This is a genomic window from Pseudomonas sp. NFACC24-1 (genome assembly GCF_900115235.1).
In the GTDB taxonomy this organism is placed as follows: Bacteria; Pseudomonadota; Gammaproteobacteria; order Pseudomonadales; family Pseudomonadaceae; genus Aquipseudomonas; species Aquipseudomonas fluorescens_AA.
On the sequence record NZ_FOVS01000010.1, the window covers coordinates 169,095 to 189,705 of the forward strand.

At 59.5% G+C, this 20,611-nt stretch carries 21 protein-coding genes; 11 read left to right on the top strand and 10 right to left on the bottom strand.

Annotated features, from left to right (window positions below):
* The 3 genes from rpe to trpE all read left to right on the top strand — a co-directional run bounded on the left by rpe (position 1) and on the right by trpE (position 3,042).
* On the top strand, positions 1 to 675 hold the full coding sequence (gene rpe, locus BM317_RS12145; protein ID WP_092169726.1) for a ribulose-phosphate 3-epimerase: 675 nt from the start codon (positions 1 to 3) through the stop codon (positions 673 to 675).
* A complete protein-coding gene (locus tag BM317_RS12150; protein WP_060740372.1) occupies positions 672 to 1,490 on the top strand; it encodes a phosphoglycolate phosphatase in 819 nt (272 codons plus the stop codon). Before rpe ends, BM317_RS12150 begins: the two co-directional genes overlap by 4 nt.
* A 70-nt stretch (positions 1,491 to 1,560) precedes the next feature.
* Entirely contained in the window at positions 1,561 to 3,042 is a 1,482-nt protein-coding gene (gene trpE / locus BM317_RS12155) for an anthranilate synthase component I (protein ID WP_092169730.1), read from the top strand.
* A gap of 188 nt (positions 3,043 to 3,230) precedes the next feature.
* On the opposite strand, the gene estP is transcribed toward trpE, so the two are convergent.
* On the bottom strand, positions 3,231 to 5,138 hold the full coding sequence (estP, locus tag BM317_RS12160; protein ID WP_092169734.1) for an esterase EstP: 1,908 nt from the start codon (positions 5,136 to 5,138) through the stop codon (positions 3,231 to 3,233).
* A gap of 409 nt (positions 5,139 to 5,547) precedes the next feature.
* On the opposite strand from estP, the gene BM317_RS12165 reads away from it, so the two are divergent.
* Genes BM317_RS12165 through BM317_RS12180 form a run of 4 tightly spaced genes read left to right on the top strand, consistent with a single transcriptional unit; the run spans position 5,548 to position 8,738 of the window.
* Positions 5,548 to 6,141 carry an aminodeoxychorismate/anthranilate synthase component II gene (locus BM317_RS12165; protein WP_060740375.1) on the top strand — a complete coding sequence of 198 codons (594 nt, stop codon included), beginning with the start codon at positions 5,548 to 5,550 and terminating at the stop codon, positions 6,139 to 6,141.
* 9 nt (positions 6,142 to 6,150) lie between these two features.
* On the top strand, positions 6,151 to 7,200 hold the full coding sequence (gene trpD, locus BM317_RS12170) for an anthranilate phosphoribosyltransferase (protein ID WP_092169738.1): 1,050 nt from the start codon (positions 6,151 to 6,153) through the stop codon (positions 7,198 to 7,200).
* Entirely contained in the window at positions 7,197 to 8,033 is an 837-nt protein-coding gene (trpC, locus tag BM317_RS12175) for an indole-3-glycerol phosphate synthase TrpC (RefSeq protein WP_092169742.1), read from the top strand. The genes trpD and trpC overlap by 4 nt, the downstream gene beginning before the upstream one ends.
* 3 nt (positions 8,034 to 8,036) lie before the next feature.
* Positions 8,037 to 8,738 (top strand): lipoate--protein ligase family protein, encoded by a 702-nt coding sequence (locus BM317_RS12180; RefSeq protein ID WP_092169747.1) that lies wholly within the window; start codon positions 8,037 to 8,039, stop codon positions 8,736 to 8,738.
* Here the strand turns inward: BM317_RS12180 and crp are convergent.
* Positions 8,735 to 9,379: a cAMP-activated global transcriptional regulator CRP gene (gene crp / locus BM317_RS12185; protein ID WP_003206128.1), complete on the bottom strand. Its 645-nt coding sequence runs from the start codon at positions 9,377 to 9,379 to the stop codon at positions 8,735 to 8,737. The genes BM317_RS12180 and crp overlap by 4 nt on opposite strands.
* Positions 9,380 to 9,615: 236 nt before the next feature.
* Here crp and BM317_RS12190 point away from each other — a divergent pair, with 236 nt between their 5' ends.
* Positions 9,616 to 10,038 (top strand): OsmC family protein, encoded by a 423-nt coding sequence (locus BM317_RS12190; protein ID WP_003206127.1) that lies wholly within the window; start codon positions 9,616 to 9,618, stop codon positions 10,036 to 10,038.
* A gap of 106 nt (positions 10,039 to 10,144) precedes the next feature.
* Here BM317_RS12190 and coq7 read toward each other — a convergent pair whose 3' ends face one another.
* The 6 genes from coq7 to hemJ form a co-directional block, all read right to left on the bottom strand.
* Positions 10,145 to 10,792 (bottom strand): 2-polyprenyl-3-methyl-6-methoxy-1,4-benzoquinone monooxygenase, encoded by a 648-nt coding sequence (gene coq7 / locus BM317_RS12195; protein WP_092169751.1) that lies wholly within the window; start codon positions 10,790 to 10,792, stop codon positions 10,145 to 10,147.
* Positions 10,793 to 10,867: 75 nt separating this feature from the next.
* Positions 10,868 to 11,206 carry a histidine triad nucleotide-binding protein gene (locus BM317_RS12200; RefSeq protein ID WP_072405750.1) on the bottom strand — a complete coding sequence of 113 codons (339 nt, stop codon included), beginning with the start codon at positions 11,204 to 11,206 and terminating at the stop codon, positions 10,868 to 10,870.
* An 82-nt stretch (positions 11,207 to 11,288) separates the two neighbouring features.
* Positions 11,289 to 12,077 (bottom strand): SDR family NAD(P)-dependent oxidoreductase, encoded by a 789-nt coding sequence (locus BM317_RS12205; RefSeq protein WP_092169758.1) that lies wholly within the window; start codon positions 12,075 to 12,077, stop codon positions 11,289 to 11,291.
* Between the two features lie 62 nt (positions 12,078 to 12,139).
* The gene (locus tag BM317_RS12210) at positions 12,140 to 13,102 is read right to left on the bottom strand and encodes a DUF805 domain-containing protein (RefSeq protein WP_092169761.1); all 963 of its coding nucleotides are present in this window, start codon (positions 13,100 to 13,102) and stop codon (positions 12,140 to 12,142) included.
* Positions 13,103 to 13,153: 51 nt separating this feature from the next.
* Positions 13,154 to 14,122, bottom strand: coding sequence for an NAD(P)H-dependent flavin oxidoreductase (locus BM317_RS12215; protein ID WP_092169766.1), 969 nt, complete (start codon positions 14,120 to 14,122; stop codon positions 13,154 to 13,156).
* 35 nt (positions 14,123 to 14,157) lie between these two features.
* A complete protein-coding gene (gene hemJ / locus BM317_RS12220) occupies positions 14,158 to 14,589 on the bottom strand; it encodes a protoporphyrinogen oxidase HemJ (protein WP_003206117.1) in 432 nt (143 codons plus the stop codon).
* A gap of 134 nt (positions 14,590 to 14,723) precedes the next feature.
* Here hemJ and argC point away from each other — a divergent pair, with 134 nt between their 5' ends.
* On the top strand, positions 14,724 to 15,758 hold the full coding sequence (argC, locus tag BM317_RS12225) for an N-acetyl-gamma-glutamyl-phosphate reductase (protein WP_060740384.1): 1,035 nt from the start codon (positions 14,724 to 14,726) through the stop codon (positions 15,756 to 15,758).
* Positions 15,759 to 15,913: 155 nt separating this feature from the next.
* Positions 15,914 to 16,264, top strand: coding sequence for an iron-sulfur cluster insertion protein ErpA (erpA, locus tag BM317_RS12230; protein WP_003177727.1), 351 nt, complete (start codon positions 15,914 to 15,916; stop codon positions 16,262 to 16,264).
* A 69-nt stretch (positions 16,265 to 16,333) separates the two neighbouring features.
* Here the strand turns inward: erpA and BM317_RS12235 are convergent, their stop codons facing one another.
* Complete coding sequence (locus tag BM317_RS12235) at positions 16,334 to 17,425, bottom strand: anhydro-N-acetylmuramic acid kinase (protein WP_092474412.1); 1,092 nt, start codon at positions 17,423 to 17,425, stop codon at positions 16,334 to 16,336.
* A gap of 3 nt (positions 17,426 to 17,428) precedes the next feature.
* Positions 17,429 to 18,847, bottom strand: coding sequence for a peptidoglycan DD-metalloendopeptidase family protein (locus BM317_RS12240; RefSeq protein ID WP_092474413.1), 1,419 nt, complete (start codon positions 18,845 to 18,847; stop codon positions 17,429 to 17,431).
* 212 nt (positions 18,848 to 19,059) lie between these two features.
* On the opposite strand from BM317_RS12240, the gene tyrS reads away from it, so the two are divergent.
* Positions 19,060 to 20,259, top strand: a complete 1,200-nt coding sequence (tyrS, locus tag BM317_RS12245; RefSeq protein ID WP_092169778.1) for a tyrosine--tRNA ligase — start codon at positions 19,060 to 19,062, stop codon at positions 20,257 to 20,259.
* The last annotated feature ends 352 nt before the right edge of the window (positions 20,260 to 20,611 follow it).

Here is a 20,611-nt window from a genome sequence, read left to right on the forward strand (position 1 = left end):
ATGCAGCCCTTCGCTATTGCTCCGTCGATTCTCTCCGCCGACTTCGCCCGCCTGGGTGAGGAAGTGGACAACGTTCTGGCCGCCGGGGCCGACATCGTGCACTTCGATGTCATGGACAACCACTACGTACCCAACCTGACCATCGGCCCGATGGTCTGCGCGGCGCTGCGCAAGTACGGCATCACCGCGCCGATCGACGCGCACCTGATGGTCAGCCCGGTGGACCGCATCGTCGGTGACTTCATCGAAGCCGGTGCCACCTACATTACCTTCCACCCTGAAGCCACGCTGCACATCGACCGCTCCCTGCAGTTGATCCGCGAGGGCGGTTGCAAGGCCGGCCTGGTGTTCAACCCGGCGACGCCCCTGGACGTGCTCAAGTACGTGATGGACAAGGTCGACATGATCCTGCTGATGAGCGTCAACCCTGGCTTCGGCGGCCAGAAGTTCATCCCGGGCACCCTCGACAAGTTGCGCGAAGCCCGGGCACTGATCGATGCCTCGGGGCGTGACATCCGCCTGGAAATCGACGGCGGCGTGAACGTGAACAATATCCGTGAAATCGCCGCGGCCGGCGCCGACACGTTCGTCGCGGGCTCGGCGATCTTCAACGCCCCCGACTACAACGAGGTGATTGCAAAAATGCGCGCCGAACTGGCCCTGGCGCGCCCATGAGCGGCTTCGAGCAGTTGTTCCCCGGCAGCTTGCCGCGTCTGGTGATGTTCGACCTCGATGGCACATTGGTCGATTCGGTTCCGGACCTTGCGGCGGCCGTGGACAGCATGCTGCTCAAGCTCGGGCGTCCGTCCGCCGGCATTGATTCGGTGCGTCACTGGGTGGGCAACGGTGCGCCCATGCTGGTACGCCGGGCCCTGGCCAATCACATCGATGCCCAGGGCGTCGATGACGCCGAGGCCGAGCGGGCGCTGGAGCTGTTCAACGAAGCCTACGAAGGCAACCACGAGCTGACGGTGGTCTACCCCGGCGTACGCTCCACGCTCAAGTGGCTGAAGAAGCAGGGCGTGGAAATGGCCCTGATCACCAACAAGCCGGAACGCTTCGTTGCGCCGCTGCTGGACCAGATGAAAATCGGCCGCTATTTCCGCTGGATCATCGGCGGCGATACCTTGCCACAGAAAAAACCTGACCCGGCCGCGCTGTTCTTCGTGATGAAAATGGCCAACATCCCGGCCTCCCAATCCTTGTTCGTCGGCGACTCGCGTAGCGATGTGCTGGCGGCCAAGGCGGCAGGGGTCAAATGCGTGGCGCTGAGTTACGGCTACAACCACGGCCGGCCCATCGCCGAAGAGTTTCCGACGCTGGTGATCGATGATTTGCGCCTGTTAATTCCCGGTTGCCTGGACCCGGCCGCTGAGATAACGTTGCCCGACGCTGTTCAATCCTCTTCTGGAAACGCCATCGTGGTGGTCACTCGCAAACTCTGGATGAAAGTCATGAAGGCCCTGGCCCGCTGGCGTTGGCGCGCCTGATGTGATCCTGGCCGGTTATCCGGCGCGTTTGCATACCTGACTGTCAGCTCCTCTTGCCACGAGGCACCCCATGATCCGCGAAGAATTCCTGCGTCTAGCCGCTGCCGGCTACAACCGCATCCCCCTTGCCTGCGAAACCCTGGCCGACTTCGACACGCCGCTGTCGATCTACCTCAAGCTGGCCGACCAGCCCAACTCCTACCTGCTCGAATCGGTACAGGGCGGGGAAAAATGGGGCCGTTATTCCATCATCGGCCTGCCGTGCCGTACGGTGCTGCGGGTCCATGACCATCGCATCAGCGTGACCCATGACGGCGTCGAAATCGAAAGCCTCGACGTCGAAGACCCGCTGGCATTCGTCGAAACCTTCAAGGCCCGCTACAACGTGCCGACCATTCCTGGCTTGCCGCGCTTCAACGGTGGCCTGGTGGGGTATTTTGGCTACGACTGCGTGCGCTACGTGGAAAAACGCCTGGGCACCTGCCCGAACCCCGATCCCCTGGGCGTGCCGGATATCTTGCTGATGGTCTCCGATGCCGTCGTGGTCTTCGATAACCTCGCCGGCAAGATGCACGCCATCGTCCTGGCCGACCCGTCCCGGGAAGATGCCTACGAGCAAGGTCAGAAAAGCCTGCAGGCGCTGTTGGAAAAACTCCGTCAGCCGATCACGCCGCGTCCGGGCCTGGACTTCAGCAAGCAGTCGGCGGCCGACCCGGTGTTCCGTTCCAGTTTCACCCAGGACGATTACGAGCGCGCCGTCGATACCATCAAGGAATACATCCTCGCCGGCGACTGCATGCAGGTGGTGCCGTCGCAACGGATGTCCATTGATTTCAAAGCCGCGCCCATCGATCTCTACCGGGCGCTGCGCTGCTTCAACCCGACGCCCTACATGTATTTCTTCAACTTCGGCGACTTCCACGTCGTCGGCAGTTCGCCCGAAGTGCTGGTGCGGGTCGAAGACAACCTGATCACCGTGCGACCGATCGCCGGCACTCGCCCTCGTGGCGCCACGGAGGAGGCCGACCAGGCGCTGGAAGAAGACCTGCTGTCGGACGACAAGGAAATCGCCGAGCACCTGATGCTGATCGACCTGGGGCGCAACGATACCGGGCGGGTCTCGGAAATTGGTTCGGTGAAACTCACCGAGAAGATGGTCATCGAGCGCTATTCCAACGTGATGCACATCGTCTCCAACGTCACCGGCCAATTGAAGGCCGGGCTGACGGCCATGGATGCCTTGCGGGCGATCCTGCCGGCGGGCACCTTGTCCGGCGCGCCAAAAATCCGGGCAATGGAAATCATCGACGAACTGGAGCCGGTCAAGCGGGGGGTGTACGGCGGGGCCGTGGGTTATTTCGCCTGGAACGGCAACATGGACACCGCCATTGCCATCCGCACCGCGGTCATCAAGAACGGCGAACTGCATGTGCAGGCCGGCGGCGGCATCGTCGCCGACTCGGTGCCGGCATTGGAATGGGAAGAAACCCTGAACAAACGCCGGGCGATGTTCCGCGCCGTGGCACTGGCCGAGCAGACCTCGAACGACTGAGGGCCTCCAACAACTGTGGCGAGGGAGCACGCCCCCGCTAGGTTGTAGGAGCTGCCGAAGGCTGCGATCTTTTGATCTTTCGCTTGAGACTCAAGCGTTTGGAGAAAGATCGCAGCCTCGTTGCACTCGACAGCTCCTACGGCCCAGCGGGGCAAGCTCCCTTGCCACAGGTCTTTCAGGCAGCTTGATCAGAAGTCCAGGCTGACGCCCAGGCTCACCCCTTGCTGGGTCAGGTCATCATCCTTGCGCAATGTATAACCGCCCCGCAGCGCCAAGTCGTTGGTCAACTTGTGGCTGACCCCCAGGCTCAGGCGGTTCAGGTGGCTCTGTGGCGTGTAGCCTTCCAGGGTGAAGTCGTTGGCTGGCAGGCTGTTGAGGGCGATGTTGACCTTTTGCGTGTCGTCTTCGTACTCGCGCTCGTGGGCATATTCGCCAAACACCTGGGTCTGCCGGGTGATGTTGTATTTGCCCTGCAAGCCAATGCCCAGGCGTTTCGAGTCGCGGGTCTGGTCATCGAAGGTCAGGGCCGTGGAGCGGTTGCTCTTTTCCGAGTAGCCATCGACTTCCACCTTCGCATAGTCAGCGCTGATAAACGGCGAGAGGTGCCATTCGCTGCCCGGCTGGGCAATGTCGTAGCCCACCCGCGTGCTGAATGCCCAGAGATGGCCGTCGGTGTCGCCTTTCTCTTGCGCTTCGTTGACGCCCAGGTCGAACTTGCGTTCCAGGCTGTCGTAGTCGAGCTTGCCGCCAGTCAGTGCCGCATCGGCCCACCAGCGGTTTTGCTGGAACTGGGCGAAGGCGGTGGCCAGGTAGCTGTTGAGCTTGTACTTCGAGTCGTCGTGGCCTGCTTCCATGTCCTGGCGGTAGAGACCGGCGGCGACACCTATGCGCCAAGCCTCGTTGAGGCGATAGCTGCCGCCGACGTTGAGGCTGTAGCCGCTGCCGTCGGCGCTGGCGCCGCTGCCCTGGCTGTCCATGTCCAAGTGCTGGCCGCCACCTGCCACGATGGCTCTCCACTGGCCGACCGCCTGCCAGTCCTCCCAGTCCGATTGCCACTGGCTGCGCAACTCATCCTGGTGGGCACGCAGGGTCGAGTGGGCCATTTCCGGCAGCAACGTCAGTTCCCAGGGCGCCGCGAGCAGGGAATAGGCGTAGTCGGCGATCAACTTTTGCCCGGTTTCGGTTGGATGGACCGCGTCGTTGTAGATCAGCTTGCTGGGATCCGGCGTGGCACTGTTGATGCCATAGGTGGCGTTTTCCGTGCAGCCGTTGCCGCTGAAGCAGGTAGCGGTCAGGTTCTCCCCGGTGGCGAGGCCGAATCTTGCCGGATCGGCGAAGCTTTCCTTCAGCAAAAGCGGAATGTTCAGTGGAATGATTTCAGCGTCGATGCCTTGCAGGCGTGTGATCAGTTGTTGGTTGAACTGATTGCCCAACTGCGAAAAGGTGTCCTGCAAGGGGCCGCCGTTGAGGGCCGGCGTCAGGCCCAGGTCGGGCAACAGCCAGACCATCACATAGCGGGCACCGGCCGTTTGCAACACCTGGACACTGTCGGCCAGGCGGTCCGCGGCGGCGTTCGCTTGCGCGGTATTCAATACCCGGCCTTGAAGGAAGTCGTTACCGCCACCGGAAAGGTAATACAGCGCATTCGGATCGGCCCGCAGGCCATTGGACTGCAGGTAGCCGGGACGGCTGCGCTCGCCGGTGTCGGATACACCGGTGATCGATTCGAGGATCTGGTCGGTACGATAACCGCCCACCGCCCAGTTATTGCCGTCTGCCAGCCCTTGGTCGGCGCGGACCGCCGAGGTGGAGGCGGCGGTCTCGTCGGCGGAATAGCCCAGGCGCCCGCCGAGCAGTTGGGTGGAGTTGGCCGAATAGGCTTCACCGCTGCCGTCCGTGTAGATCGGACCGGTTCGGTTGGTATAGCGCTCGGTCGAGCCGGGTGGGCCATTCGGGTCGGCGAACTGGCCTGCGTCGTTGAGGCTGTCGCCGAACACAATGAATTTGGAGTACGGGTTGGGGGCGGCGCTCGCCTGGGCGCAGGCCATCGCCAGCAGGCAACCGGCAATCGGTACGAACAACGTCTTTTTGATCATGGGAAAATCCGTTTTTATTTTTTTGTTGTTAGAAAACGAAACGACAGTACCAAAAACTTTCGGCATTTTGCCATCTATCCGGAACGTCGCGATTGTTTCAAAGCCCTTCGGGAACGGTCATATTGCGTGCTCCGCCCAGCTAAGCTACTGTGCCGGAACGTATGAACGAGACTTCCCCTGTGTCGATTGCCAGCAAACTTCTGGATCAAATGATCAAGGCACACGCCCGTTGGCGTTGGCGCGCCTGAACATTCTCCGCCGGCTTCGCCGGACCTGTACCGATTTGCCTTCTTTACCCGCTGTAGAACCGCTTCGCCGGGGCATCAACCGCCTCGCCAAGCGCAGCAGCGTGCGGGTCACTCTCTGAAGGCTGTGTTTAAAGTCAGTGAATTCAATAGGTTGCTTAGCCATGTTGCTGATGATCGATAACTACGACTCTTTTACCTACAACGTTGTGCAATACCTTGGCGAGCTGGGCTCCGAGGTCAAGGTCGTGCGCAACGACGAACTGACCATCGCCGAAATCGAAGCCCTCAAGCCTGAGCGCATCGTGGTTTCCCCCGGGCCATGCACGCCGACCGAAGCGGGCATTTCCATCGATGCCATCAAGTATTTCGCCGGCAAGCTGCCGATCCTGGGCGTCTGCCTGGGGCATCAGTCGATCGGCCAAGCGTTCGGTGGCGATGTCGTGCGTGCGCGACAAGTCATGCACGGTAAGACTAGCCCGGTATTCCACGAGGACAAGGGCGTGTTCGAGGGACTGAATCGTCCGCTTACCGTAACCCGCTACCACTCTTTGATCGTCAAGCGCGAAACGCTGCCTGATTGCCTGGAGTTGACGGCCTGGACCCAGCTTGAAGACGGTTCGGTCGATGAAATCATGGGGCTGCGCCACAAGACATTGAACATCGAGGGTGTGCAATTTCATCCCGAGTCTATTCTCACCGAGCAGGGCCACGAGCTGTTCGCCAACTTCCTCAAACAAACCGGCGGCACGCGCTAAGGACTTTTCATGGATATCAAGACAGCCCTGAGCCGTATCGTCGGCCATCTCGACCTGAGCACCGACGAGATGCGCGACGTGATGCGCGAGATCATGACCGGCCAATGCACGGATGCGCAGATCGGTGCGTTCATGATGGCCATGCGCATGAAGAGCGAGAGCATCGATGAAATCGTCGGCGCCGTGTCGGTGATGCGCGAACTGGCGGACAAGGTCGAACTCAAGACGCTGGACGGTGTGGTCGATGTGGTCGGCACCGGTGGTGATGGCGCCAATATCTTCAACGTTTCCACCGCCTCGTCGTTTGTGGTCGCGGCGGCCGGGTGCACCGTTGCCAAGCATGGCAACCGCGCGGTCTCAGGCAAGAGCGGCAGTGCCGATTTGCTGGAGGCCGCCGGCATCTACCTGAATCTGACGCCGATTCAAGTGGCGCGTTGCATCGACAATGTCGGCATTGGTTTCATGTTTGCCCAGACCCATCACCGTGCCATGAAACACGCCGCCGTGCCGCGCCGTGACCTGGGCCTGCGTACGCTGTTCAACATGCTCGGCCCGCTTACGAATCCGGCCGGCGTGAAGCATCAAGTGGTTGGGGTGTTCAGCCAGGCGTTGTGCCGGCCATTGGCCGAAGTCCTGCAGCGCCTGGGCAGCAAACACGTGCTGGTGGTTCATTCGAAGGATGGCCTGGATGAATTCAGCCTGGCGGCGCCCACATTCGTGGCCGAACTAAAAAATGATCAGATCAGCGAGTATTGGGTCGAACCTGAAGACCTCGGCATGAAAAGCCAGAGCTTGCATGGCCTGGCGGTCGATGGCCCGGCCCAGTCGCTGGAGCTGATCCGCGATGCCCTGGGGCGCCGCAAGACCGAGAATGGCCAGAAAGCCGCCGAGATGATCGTGCTCAATGCCGGTGCTGCGTTGTACGCCGCCGACCACGCCAGCAGCCTCAAGCAAGGCGTGGAACTGGCCCATGACGCACTGCACACTGGCCTGGCCAGGGAGAAACTCGAAGAGTTGGGTGCATTTACCGCCGTATTCAAAGTGGAGAACGAAGGATGAGCGTGCCAACGGTTCTGGAAAACATCCTGGCTCGCAAGGCCCAGGAAGTGGCTGAGCGCCGCGCGCGTGTCAGTCTGGCCGAGCTGGAAAACCTGGCGCGTTCAGCGGATGCGCCGCGCGGTTTTGCCAAGGCGCTGATCGATCAGGCCAAGAAAAAACAGCCGGCGGTCATTGCCGAAATCAAGAAGGCCTCTCCCAGCAAAGGCGTGATTCGTGAACACTTCGTTCCGGCCGACATCGCACGGAGCTATGAGAAAGGCGGTGCGACGTGCCTCTCGGTGCTGACCGACGTCGACTTTTTCCAAGGGGCCGATGACTACCTGAAGCAGGCGCGGGCGGCGTGCAAGTTGCCGGTGATCCGCAAGGATTTCATGATCGACCCGTACCAGATCGTCGAGGCGCGTGCGCTGGGCGCCGATTGCGTGCTGTTGATCGTCTCTGCCCTGGATGACGTGAAAATGGCCGAACTGGCGGCCGTGGCCAAGAGTGTCGGGCTGGATGTCCTGGTGGAAGTCCATGATGGCGACGAGTTGGAGCGAGCCCTGAAAACCCTCGATACCAAACTGGTCGGCGTAAACAACCGCAACCTGCACACGTTTGAAGTCAGCCTGGAAACCACCCTGGACCTGTTGCCTCGCATCCCGCGTGATCGCTTGGTCATCACCGAAAGCGGAATCCTCAACCGGGCCGATGTCGAGTTGATGGAAGTCAGCGACGTGTACTCGTTCCTGGTGGGCGAGGCGTTCATGCGGGCCGAGAACCCGGGTACTGAACTGCAGCGACTGTTCTTTCCTGAACGAGGCCTGCCGGTGAGCGGCTCGACGCTGGACTGATCCATGTCGCCTGTGATTTCCCTTACCGTCGAAGCTGGCCTGCAAGCCGAACAGGATCTGTTGGCCAGTATCTGCGCGGGCGACGCCGAGTTCGGCCTGCTGTTCTGGCAGCCCAATGACCGCGCGCTGGTCATGCCGCGCCGCTTGAGTCGGCTGCCGGGGTTTGAACACGCCAGTGAAGTATCGGCCGCCCAAGGCTGGCCAGTCCTGCTGCGTGAAACCGGTGGTGAGCCGGTGCCGCAATCGGCCGCTACCGTCAATATCGCCCTGGTCTACGCGCCACCGCGCAGCGAAGGCGACCACGGCCGCATCGAAACCGGATATCGCCGGTTGTGCGACCCTATCTGCCAATTGTTGGATGAATTGGGCGGGGTGGCTTCGCTGGGAGAAGTGGACGGGGCTTTTTGCGACGGGCGCTTCAACGTCAACCTCGACGGCCGGAAAATGGTCGGCACCGCTCAGCGCTGGCGCCAAAGCAAGGGGGGGCAACGTCCGGTGGGTCTGGTGCATGGCGCGCTTTTGCTGGAGAACGAGCGCGAGTCCATGGTCGCGGCAGTCAATCGCTTCAATGAGGCCTGTGGCCTGGAGCAGCGAGTGCGTGCAGAGAGCCACATTGCCTTGCGTGAAAAATTCCCGGCGCCTCACGCACTGGAGCGACTCGAGGCGCTGTACCGGGAATTACAGACCCAACTGCTGGGGGCTTAACGCGTTCCGAACACCACCATGGTCTTGCCTTTGACGTTGACCAGGTTGCGCTCTTCCAGGTCCTTGAGTACGCGACCGACCATTTCACGCGAGCAACCGACAATCCGGCCAATCTCCTGGCGGGTCACCTTGATCTGCATGCCGTCCGGGTGGGTCATGGCATCGGGCTGCTTGCACAGCTCCAACAGACAACGTGCGACACGTCCGGTGACGTCGAAAAATGCGAGATCGCCGACCTTGCGGGTGGTATTGCGCAGGCGCTGTGCGATTTGTCCGCTGAGGACGTAAAGAATGTCCGGGTCTTGCAGGGACAGTTCTCGGAATTTGGCGTAGCTGATTTCCGCAACTTCACATTCAATCTTGGTTCGCACCCAGGCACTGCGTTCCTGTTCCTTGCCCGCCTGTTCGAACAAGCCCAGCTCACCGAAAAAATCTCCGGAATTGAGGTAGGCGATGATCATTTCCCGACCGTCATCATCTTCTATCAGGATAGTGACCGAGCCCTTGATGATGAAAAACAGCGTCTCGGAACGATCTCCCGCACAAATGATGTTGTGCTTGGCTGGGTAGCGGCGGCGCTGGCAATGCATCAAAAGCTTGTCGAGATTCTTGATCTTGAACGTGGGAGTAATGGCAACCATGGTTGTATCCCGAAAGACTGCGCGGTGTGGTGGTTTGGTTTTTTTTATGAAGGCGAATAGCTATCGCTAAAAGCTGGCCATACGCCAGCGAGTTGGCGCCAGCTTAACAGAGGCGTCCTTAATAGATTTGAGAATTTACCTACAGGCCGACAGGACGGGGCTCCTAAGACGAAGAGCGGTCATGGCGAAGCGCTGTGCTAAGCTGGCGACCCTTTTTTAACAGTGGAGTCTTGGCGATGAAGGCACGCATCCAATGGGCTGGCGAAGCCATGTTCCTCGGTGAGTCAGGCAGTGGTCATGTGGTCGTCATGGACGGCCCGCCAGAGGCCGGTGGTCGGAACCTGGGTGTTCGGCCGATGGAAATGCTCCTGTTGGGCGTCGGCGGGTGCAGCAATTTCGACGTGGTCAGCATTCTTAAAAAGTCCCGCCAGGCCGTCGAAAGCTGCGAAGCGTTCCTGGAAGCGGAGCGTGCCACCGAAGATCCAAAAGTATTTACCAAGATCCACATGCATTTCGTGGTGAAGGGGCGAGCCCTGAAGGAAGCCCAGGTCAAGCGGGCCATTGAGCTGTCCGCCGAGAAATACTGCTCGGCTTCGATCATGCTCGGCGCCGCCGGCGTCGAAATCACCCACGATTATGAAATCATCGAATTGGGTTGAATCGATCTCGATGGCGAAGCCCGCAACTTGCCGCGTTGAAATCCTGAGCTATTGAAAAAGGCGACTCCCGCTGGAAGTCGCCTTTTTCATTGGTGTTGCAATGGCGTCAAATTCGATAAGTGCTCTTGGTCATGACCTTGGCCAGCAGGCTCATGCCGAACTTCACCGGCGCCGGAAAACGGAAGCCGCCGGCGTCAAGCGCACTTTCGGCATGGTGTTCTTCATCCACGCGCATCTGCTCGAGGATCGCCCGGGACTTTTCATCCTCGGCCGGCAGTTGCTCCAGGTGTTCGTTCAAGTGCTTGCACACCTGATGCTCGGTCGCGGCAACGAAGCCGAGGCTGACTTTATCGCTGATCAGGCCGGCGACGGCGCCGATCCCGAATGACATCCCATAGAACAGCGGGTTCAGGATGCTGGTGTGGCTGCCCAACTGGCGAATTCGTTGTTCACACCAGACCAGATGGTCGATTTCTTCCTCGGCGGCGTGTTCCATTGCCTCACGCACCTGGGGCAGCTTCGCTGTCAGCGCCTGGCCCTGATACAGCGCCTGGGCACAGACTTCGCCGGTGTGGTTGATACGCATCAGTCCGGCGACGTGGCGGGTTTGCTCGTCACTCAGTTGCGCGTCCGGCTGCACGATAGCCGGTGATGGGCGGTACGGCTGGCCACTGAAGGGCAGCAGCGTGCGCATCGCGGTATCGGCTTGCAGCAACAGACGGTCAATCGGCGAGTAGTGACGTTGGGTAGTCATGCTTACCTCCGGGAAAAATCACAGCGGCCAGTTTAACCCAATCGGCCGCCGAAGATTTGCGTTGGGTCAGGGGTATCAGCCCGGCGGCCAGTGCATCTGGCGCTGACCCAGCACATGCATATGAATGTGATAGACCGTCTGCCCACCCAGTTCATTGCAATTCATCACCACGCGAAAACCTTCTTCACAGCCCAACTCCAGCGCCAGGCGCTGGGCAGTGAACAGAATGTGCCCGGCCAGGCCCTTGTCTTCTTCGGTGAGGTCATTGAGCGTACGGATCGGTTTTTTCGGAATGACCAAAAAATGCACGGGTGCCTGCGGGGCGATGTCGTGGAAGGCCAGTACCTGGTCATCCTCGTAGATGATCTTTGCCGGGATTTCCCGGTTGATGATCTTGGTAAACAGGGTATCCACAGCTGTTTTCTCCATTGGGTTCGTCGAGGTCCGATGTCATGAAGGCTCCGGTTGAGGCGCCTGGTTGTTCAACGTGAAGGGATCAGCGCGGGCAATAAGCCTTGTTGATCATGCCGGCGATGCTCCGCACCAGCCATCGCGACCCCAATCGTGGCAGTGCGGCCAGCCAGCGATTGCGGCGTCCGGGAATGATGATGGCGCGGTTCTTGTCCAGTGCGCGTACGGCGTACAGGGCAACTTCCTCCGGGCTCATCAGCCACTTGCTGTCGATGAGTTTCTGTTCGTCCATCTGCGCCCTGGCGAAAAAGCCGGTCCGGGTCGGGCCAGGGCAAAGCACCGAGACCTTGATCGCGCATTTTTTCAGTTCAACTCGCAGGGCTTCGGAGAAGTGCAGTACATAGGCCTTGCTGGCGTAGTAAGTACTCATCCAGGGGCCGGGTTGGAATGCGGCGATCGAGGCAACGTTGAGGATCTGCCCGCCGCCGAGCAGCGCCATGCTATTACCGATGGCGTGACAAAGCCGTGTCAGGGCGAGGATGTTGACTTCGATCAGGTCCTGCTCGGTCATCCAGTCCTGGCCCAGGAACGGCCCGCTGGTGCCGATGCCGGCACAATTGACAAGCAGATCGATCTGCCGCTCGCCTTCCTCCAGTTCCAGCAGAAAGCCTGAAAGCCTCAGCGGTTCGCCCAGGTCACAGGCCCGGAACAATACTTCCACGCCAAACCGCTGAGTCAGTTCGATTGCAATACTTTCCAGCCGATCACGCTGTCGAGCCACCAATATCAGATTGCGGCCGCGCCGGGCCAGCGCTTCGGCCATGGCCAGGCCGATACCGCTGGAAGCGCCGGTGATCAGTGCGTAACGGGTCATGCAGTTCTCCATCGCAACAGCCCGCCGCCAGTCGACTGGGCTGTCACCGGCATGAAGCGTGCTTATTGTTCCTCTTCTTCATAGTCTACAGAAGGTGAAGCGGGCTCGGCTGCTTCGACGGCGGGTTCTTCAGAGGCTTCATTGCTGTATTCACTGCTTTCATAGCTGCTCAGGCTGCTGCTGTCGTAGTCCTCCTGAAGGGCCCCGAAGATGCCGGCAAAGGTGGCCATGAAAATCAGGACGATCATCACCAGCCAGAGCGAGGCCAGCAATTTGACCGCTGTGGTATTGCGCGGCGGCGGAGGACCGTACTGGTTTGCGCCGGTATTGCCCGGAGCGATGATGAGGATGAAGGGGAAGATGCTGCCCACGAATGGAACCAGGTTGATCAGCCACAGCCACCCCGACCAGCCGAGATCATGCAGGCGCTGGACGTTGAACTGGATGCTCACGAAGGCAAAGGCAAGGACGACGACTGCGGCGAGCAGGCCGCCGACGATGAGGCCCGCGACCGAGTCGGAAGCCAGCAGCCAGGCCGTGGACAGCCAGAAGCCTATGCCGACCAAGGGCAGTAGGGCCAGGGTCAATACCATGGTCCAGGCCAGGTAGCGTAGACGGCCGATACGCCCGTCGAAGCTGAAGGGCTTGAGTGTGCCGTACTCGGCAAGCGCTTCACCGACTTCCGCGCGGGGAGGCGCGTATGGCGAGACGGGCTCGACGATCGAATCGGGATGGCGTCCACTCGGTTGCCGTGGTGCCTCCTGTACCTCGCCAAGGTTCAATTGGACGACGGGTTCGGCTTCGATCCTGGCATCGATTCCGCTCTTGTTGAGCGCTTCCAGGTACTGCTGCGCCTCACTCTGGGACAGGTTGCTTTTGAGGGCTACCTTGCGACCGGTGAACAGCCGTTCAATGGCGCTGACATCGCTTTTGAACAGCTCGGCGAGGTTGAGCTTGGCGGTGGTGGTATCGACGCCCGGCATCAGGCCGCCGTCGAATACGATGTTGAAACGGGTTTCGCTCATGCCTGGCATCCTTGTCTCTAAAAGTTGATGAGTTGTTTTGTTCAGGCTGATTCAGCGGGGCCATTGCCCGCCAAGCTGCGTCGCCCGGGCTTGTGCCTGACGGTATTCTTCATCCAGGCGTGCCACCAACTGATCGACGCTGGGCAAATCATCGATTTCACCCACGCCCTGGCCAGCGGACCATACGGTTTTCCAGGCCTTGGCTTCATCGTTCAGCGGTTTGAGTTTCGAGCCGAAATCCACCTGGCCTTTGTTCTGCAGGGCGGCCAGATCGAAACCGGCGTTCTCCAGGCTCTGGCGCATGAAACTGGCCGGTACCCCGGATACAGCGGGAGTATGCACGATGTCTGCGGCTCTGGATGTGAGCAACATCTCTTTATAAGCGTCAGGTGCGTGGCTTTCGCTCGTACCGATAAAGCGCGTACCGAAGTAGGCCAGATCCGCGCCGAGCAATTGTGCGGCCAAGATCTGATGGCCGTGGTTCAGGCATCCTGCCAGCAGCAGGGTCTTATCGAAAAACTGCCGGATCTCGGCAATCAGTGAAAACGGGCTCCAGGTCCCGGCGTGCCCACCTGCGCCAGCAGCAACGGCGATCAAGCCATCGACACCGGCTTCGGCGGCTTTCTCGGCATGCCGTCGGGTCGTCACGTCATGGAACACCAGGCCGCCGTAACCGTGAACCGCGTCCACCAGCTCTTTCACCGCTCCCAGGCTGGTGATGACAATCGGCACCTTGTGTTCGATGCAGATGGCCAGGTCGGCCTGAAGTCGCGGATTGCTGTGATGGACAATCAGGTTTACCGCGTAGGGCGCCGGGTTTTCCAGGGTTGCCAAGCCGGCTTCGATTTCTTCCAGCCAGGCCTTGAAGCCGCTGCTTTCGCGCTGGTTCAACGCCGGAAAGCTGCCGACAATGCCATTGCGGCAGCAGGCCAGCACCAGTTGTGGAGTGGAAATCAGGAACATTGGCGCCGCCACAACGGGCAGTCGCAAGCGTTGTTCAAGCAGTGCGGGCAACGACATTGGAAGGACCCCGGATAATGGATGCTGATTGGAGGTTAGAACGGTCGGACGACGACCAGAATTACGATAGCCAGCAATATCAGAACCGGCACTTCATTGAACCAGCGATAAAAGACATGGCTGCGGGTGTTTTCGCCACGGGCGAAGCGTTTTACCTGGGCGCCGCACATATGGTGGTAGCCGATCAGCAGCACGACCAGGGTCAACTTGGCGTGCATCCAGCCTCCCTGGGTGAAGTAGGCGCCGGCATTGAGGCTGAGCAACCAGATGCCGAATACCAAGGTGGCAATCATCGCCGGGCCCATGATGCCGCGGTACAGCTTGCGCTCCATGACGCTGAAGCGCTCTTTGCTGACGCTGTCTTCGCTTTGGGCGTGATAGACAAACAGGCGAGGCAGGTAGAACAGGCCGGCGAACCAGCAGACCATGCTGACAATGTGAAGTGCTTTGAGCCACAGATAGAGCATTTTTAGTTATTCCTCGATTCACGGTAGCTCGATAGTAGAGGTTAGAGCGGCCACACGTCACCTTGACGGTTGTCGCCACGCCCTGCGGCCCCTATCATCGACGGCTTTCCAGTGGGTTCGTTGAGGGCAGGTTTATGGTCAAGGTCGGTATCGTCGGCGGCACGGGTTACACCGGTGTCGAACTGCTGCGTCTTCTGGCACAGCATCCGCAGGCTGAGGTGGTGGTCATCACCTCCCGATCCGAGGCCGGCCTGGCCGTCGCCGACATGTATCCGAACCTGCGCGGCCATTACGACGGCCTGGCGTTCAGCGTTCCGGACGTCAAGACCCTCGGTGCCTGCGATGTGGTGTTCTTCGCCACGCCCCACGGTGTCGCCCACGCCCTGGCCGGTGAACTGCTGGCCGCCGGGACCAAGGTGATCGACCTGTCGGCGGACTTCCGTCTGCAGGACGCCGATGAGTGGGCCAAATGGTACGGCCAACCTCACGGTGCGCCGGAGTTGCTCGAGGAGGCGGTCTACGGCTTGCCGGAAGTCAATCGCGAGAAAATCAAGCAGGCTCGACTGATCGCCGTACCGGGTTGCTATCCGACCGCGACACAGTTGGGCTTCTTGCCGTTGCTTGAGGCCGGTCTTGCCGATACTTCGCGTCTGATTGCCGACTGCAAATCCGGGGTCAGCGGCGCCGGGCGTGGCGCCAGTGTCGGCTCGCTGTATTCCGAGACGTCGGAAAGCATGAAGGCGTACGCGGTCAAGGGGCATCGCCACCTGCCGGAAATTCGCCAGGGGTTGCGCCGGGCTGCGGGCAAGGACGTCGGCCTGACCTTCGTGCCGCACCTGACGCCGATGATTCGTGGCATCCACTCCACTCTTTATGCGACCGTCGTCGATCGTTCGGTGGACCTGCAGGCATTGTTTGAAAAGCGTTACGCCAACGAACCGTTTGTCGATGTAATGCCCGCTGGCAGCCATCCAGAGACCCGTAGCGTGCGCGGTGCGAACGTTTGCCGGATCGCCGTGCATCGCCCACAGGACGGTGACCTGGTGGTGGTATTGTCGGTCATCGATAACCTGGTCAAGGGCGCGTCCGGCCAGGCGGTGCAGAACCTGAACATCCTGTTTGGGCTGGATGAGCGCCTGGGCCTGTCCCATGCGGGGATGTTGCCGTAACGGCAGTTAAAAGCTGCAAGCTTTAAGCTACAAGCTTGCAGCCTTTAACTTGTAGCTTGCCGCTGCTCTTCAAATAGTTGACCGATTTTCTAGGAGAAGCGGATAATGCCTGCCATCACGCATTATGGCGGCGTAAGCGCCGGGAGATATTCAGCATGAGCGTCGAAACCTTCACCCCCACGGCTTTGCAATTCACCCACGGTGCTGCGCACAAGGTGAAGAGCCTGGTCGATGAAGAGGGCAATGATCGTTTGAAGCTGCGCGTATTTGTTACGGGTGGCGGTTGTTCCGGTTTCCAGTATGGCTTCACTTTCGATGAGGAAGTGGCCGAAGACGACACCATCGTCGAGCGCGAAGGGGTCAGCCTGGTGGTTGATCCGATGAGCTTCCAGTACCTGGCAGGTGCCGAGGTGGATTATCAGGAAGGTCTGGAAGGGTCGCGTTTCGTGATCAAGAACCCTAACGCCACCACGACCTGTGGGTGCGGTTCTTCGTTCTCGATCTGAGATAGCTCCAATAAAAAACGCCGCAGTGCCTTACGGCCCTGCGGCGTTTTTTTGTCCGTAATCCTGATCTCAGGCCGGGTAGATGGCGCCGAGTACGCGCAAGCCACGGGCGCCAGTGACACTCGGCCGATTGCCTGGGATGCCTTCGAGGCAGCAATGGGCGAGCCAGGCGAAAGCCATGGCTTCGACCCAGTCCGGGTCTACGCCATACACCGCCGTACTGCTGACTTTGGTATCCGGCAGCAACTCAGCCAGGCGCTTCATGAGCGCCTGGTTGTGCGCGCCACCGCCGCAAATCAGCAACTCCTGGGTATTCGATTGGGCATGCTGCAGTGATTCGACGATGGTCAGGGCGGTCAGTTCGAGCAAGGTCGCCTGTACGTCTTGCGGGGCGAAGGTTGGCAACTGCGACAAATGCCGGCTCAGCCAAGGCAGGTTGAATACCTCACGGCCGGTACTTTTCGGCCCCTTGGTGACGAAGAAAGGATCGCTGAGCAGTGCCTTGAGCAGGGCTGGCTCGACTTTCCCGCTGGCAGCCCATTGGCCGTCACGGTCGAAGGGGTCGCCTCGTTGTTGATGTATCCAGGCATCGAGCAAGACGTTGCCTGGACCACAGTCGAAACCGGCTACAGGTTTTGCGGGCTCTATCAGGCTGAGATTGCTGAAGCCGCCAATATTCAACACGGCACGATTACCAGCTCGTTCTTCGAACAGTGCTTCGTGAAACGCCGGTACCAGTGGGGCGCCTTGTCCGCCAGCGGCGACATCACGGCTGCGGAAATCGCTGACGACGGCGATGCCGGTCAATTCGCTCAACAGGGCCGGATTGCCGATTTGCACGGTAAACCCACGGGCTGGTTCATGGCGGATGGTCTGGCCGTGGCTGCCAATCGCCGCGATGTCTTCAGGCTTGAGCTTCTGTTCGTCGAGTAGGGTATGGATACCCTGGGCGGCCAGCTTTACCCAGCTTTGCTGGGCAATGGCGGAGCGGGCGATTTCATCGGGCCCGCTGCTGCACAGTTCGAGTAATTCGGCGCGCAGGGCGGCGGGCATGGGGATGTAGTGCGTGGCAATCAATTCGATTGCCGGGGCCAGTTCGATCAGTGCGATATCCAAGCCATCCAGGCTGGTCCCGGACATCACACCGACATAGAGCGCCATGGCTTAGCGCTTGCTCGAGGCCAGCATGGTGGCTTTCTCTTGATCCATGCGAGCCATCAAGGGTTGGCTTTGCGCCAGGAAGCGCGCGCGCTCGCCCTTGGCGATCGGATCGGCCATCGGCAACTTCTGGCCAAGTGGATCGACATGGACGCCGTTGACCTGGAACTCATAGTGCAAGTGCGGGCCGGTGGACAGCCCGGTGGTGCCGATGTATCCGATCACCTGGCCTTGCTTGACGGTGCCGCCAGTCTTCACGCCTTTGGCGAAGCCCTGCATGTGGCCGTACAGCGTGCGATAGGTATTGCCGTGCTGGATGATCACGGTATTGCCATAACCGCCGCGACGTCCGGCCAGCAATACCTTGCCGTCGCCGGCCGCCTTGATGGGCGTACCACGGGGGGCAGCGTAGTCGACACCTTTGTGGGCGCGGATCTTGTTCAGGATCGGATGCTTGCGGCCGGCGGAGAACTTCGAGCTGATGCGGGCGAAGTCAACCGGTGTACGGATGAATGCCTTGCGCATGCTGTTGCCGTCGGCGGTGTAGTAGCTGCTGTTGCCTTGTTTGTTGGTGTAGCGCACCGCGGTGTATGTCTTGCCGCGGTTGGTGAAGCGCGCGGAAAGGATCGGGCCGTTGCCGACGCTCTTGCCATTGACCACTTTCTGCTCATAGATGACGTCGAATTCGTCACCCTGGCGAATGTCCTGGGCGAAGTCGATGTCGTAGCCGAAGACGCTGGCCATGTCCATGGTCAGGCTATGGGAAAGGCCGGCGCGCGCAGCGGACTGGGACAATGAACTGTTGATGACACCATGGACGTAGGCCGAACGAACGGTAGGCTTGGCGGTGACGCGGTTGAATACATAACCCTTGTCATTTTTGGTCAGGGTAATGCTTTCCAGGTCGCTCAGCTTGGTGTGCAGATTGTTCAGCTGTCCGTCTGGATTGAGTTCGAATTCGAGTTTCTGGCCGCGTTGCAGTTGAGTGAATTGCTTGGCTTGCTTGTCGCTGGCCAGGATTTCGTGAACCGATGTGGAGGGCAGGCCAACCTTTTCGAAGAGGGTGGAAAGCGTGTCGCCCTTGGCAACAATCACTTCGCGATGTTCCGGTCCTTTCTTTTCCTCCACGACAGGCGCTTCTACCGGAGCGGCGGCCTGGGCAGTGTCTTCCGGGCTGTTTTCAATCTGCGCAAAAGGAGAGGCGGCCGGTTCGTTTGTGGCTTGAACGGCTTCGGCGGCGTCTTGTTCTTGTGTCAGTTGTTCAGCAGGGCTTTCCAGTTCAAGACTCAGGGTCGTCTTTTTGGCTTCAACATCGCTGGAGGGAAACACCAGGAGCGCCAGGCTTAGGAGGGCTGCGATGCCACTGGCGGCAAGCAGGTGGGTCTTTGGGTAAAGCGGCGGCGCTTTAGACGGTTCTGTGGTCATAAGTAATTTTGACTTTTGAAAAGATGAATTGGAAAAGATGAATGACATGATGAAGATGAAATAACTGTATAAAATATAACCAAAACCCCTGCGAAGCAAGCCCGTGAACGCTCTGTTCTGTGGATTGGCGTCCGTGCGCCGGGCAAACCTTGTATTTGGTGCGCGATCTTGTATGGTTGGGGCCCTTTGAATCTGAGCCTTACGGGTCTGTTATGAAGTCGGTTGAAGAGCAGCTAGCGCTGATCAAACGTGGTGCGGAAGAACTGTTGGTCGAGTCCGAGCTGATCGAAAAGCTCAAGCGCGGGCAGCCGCTGCGTATCAAGGCTGGCTTCGATCCGACGGCGCCCGATCTGCACCTGGGTCATACCGTGCTTATTAATAAGCTGCGCCAGTTCCAGGATCTGGGGCACCAGGTCATCTTCCTTATCGGGGACTTCACCGGCATGATCGGTGATCCGAGCGGGAAGAGTGCGACGCGCCCGCCTCTGACTCGCGAGCAGGTTCTCGATAATGCCGAGACCTACAAGACTCAGGTTTTCAAGATTCTTGATCCGGCCAAGACCGAAGTGGCATTCAACTCCACTTGGATGGATCAGATGGGACCGGCGGATTTCATTCGCCTGACGTCCCAGTACACCGTGGCTCGCATGCTCGAGCGCGATGATTTCGACAAGCGCTATACGACCAATCAGCCAATCGCCATTCATGAGTTCCTCTATCCGCTTGTTCAGGGTTATGACTCGGTCGCCTTGCGCGCAGATGTTGAGCTTGGCGGTACCGACCAGAAGTTCAACCTGTTGATGGGGCGTGAGTTGCAGCGTGGTTATGGTCAGGAGGCGCAGTGCATCCTGACCATGCCATTGCTGGAAGGTCTGGATGGCGTGAAGAAGATGTCCAAGTCGTTGGGCAACTACGTGGGCATCCAGGAAGCGCCGGGCGTCATGTACAGCAAGCTGGTCTCCATTCCTGATGTGCTGATGTGGCGTTACTTCGAGTTGTTGAGCTTCCGGTCCATGGATGAGATCAATGCATTCCGTGCGGATGTAGAGGCTGGGGCCAATCCGCGGGACATCAAGATCAAGCTGGCTGAAGAGATCGTTGCGCGTTTCCATGGTGAGGAGGCTGCGGCCAGTGCTCATCGTGCGGCGGGTAATCGTATGAAGGATGGCGAGCTGCCGGATGATCTGCCAGAGATCGAGTTGACTGCTGTCGAGAGCATGCCAATTGCCGCGGTCCTTAATAAGGCTGGCTTGGTCAAGAATGCGGCGGTGGCTCGAGATCTCCTGGGGTCCGGTGGTGTGCGTATAGATGGTGAGGTTGTGGATCGCACCTATATATATGAGCTGGGTTCTACTCATGTATGCCAGGCCGGTAAGAAAGCTTTCGCACGTATTACGCTGAAATCTGAATAAAGCGAAATTAAGGGTTGACGGCAGATTCTGGAAGTCTATAATTCGCCCCACTTCCGGCGCAGTCGAAACGGAAAACTCCTTGAGATTCAATGAGTTAAGTAGGTTTCGAAGGCGCAGGGCTTCAGTTCATCGAAGTCTGGAAGGAGCAGATAGGGCGGTGTTGTTTGGCTCTATGTGCGGTTCGATCTTCTCGGTCGAAAGCGGTGAAAAAGAGGTGTTGACAGCAGCGAGTAACGCTGTAGAATTCGCCTCCCGCTAACGAGAGATCGGAGGCGCAAGTGGTTGAAGTTGTTGAGGTTTCCGAGGCGAAACTTTGAAAACTTCTTAAAATAATCGCTTGACAGATACATGG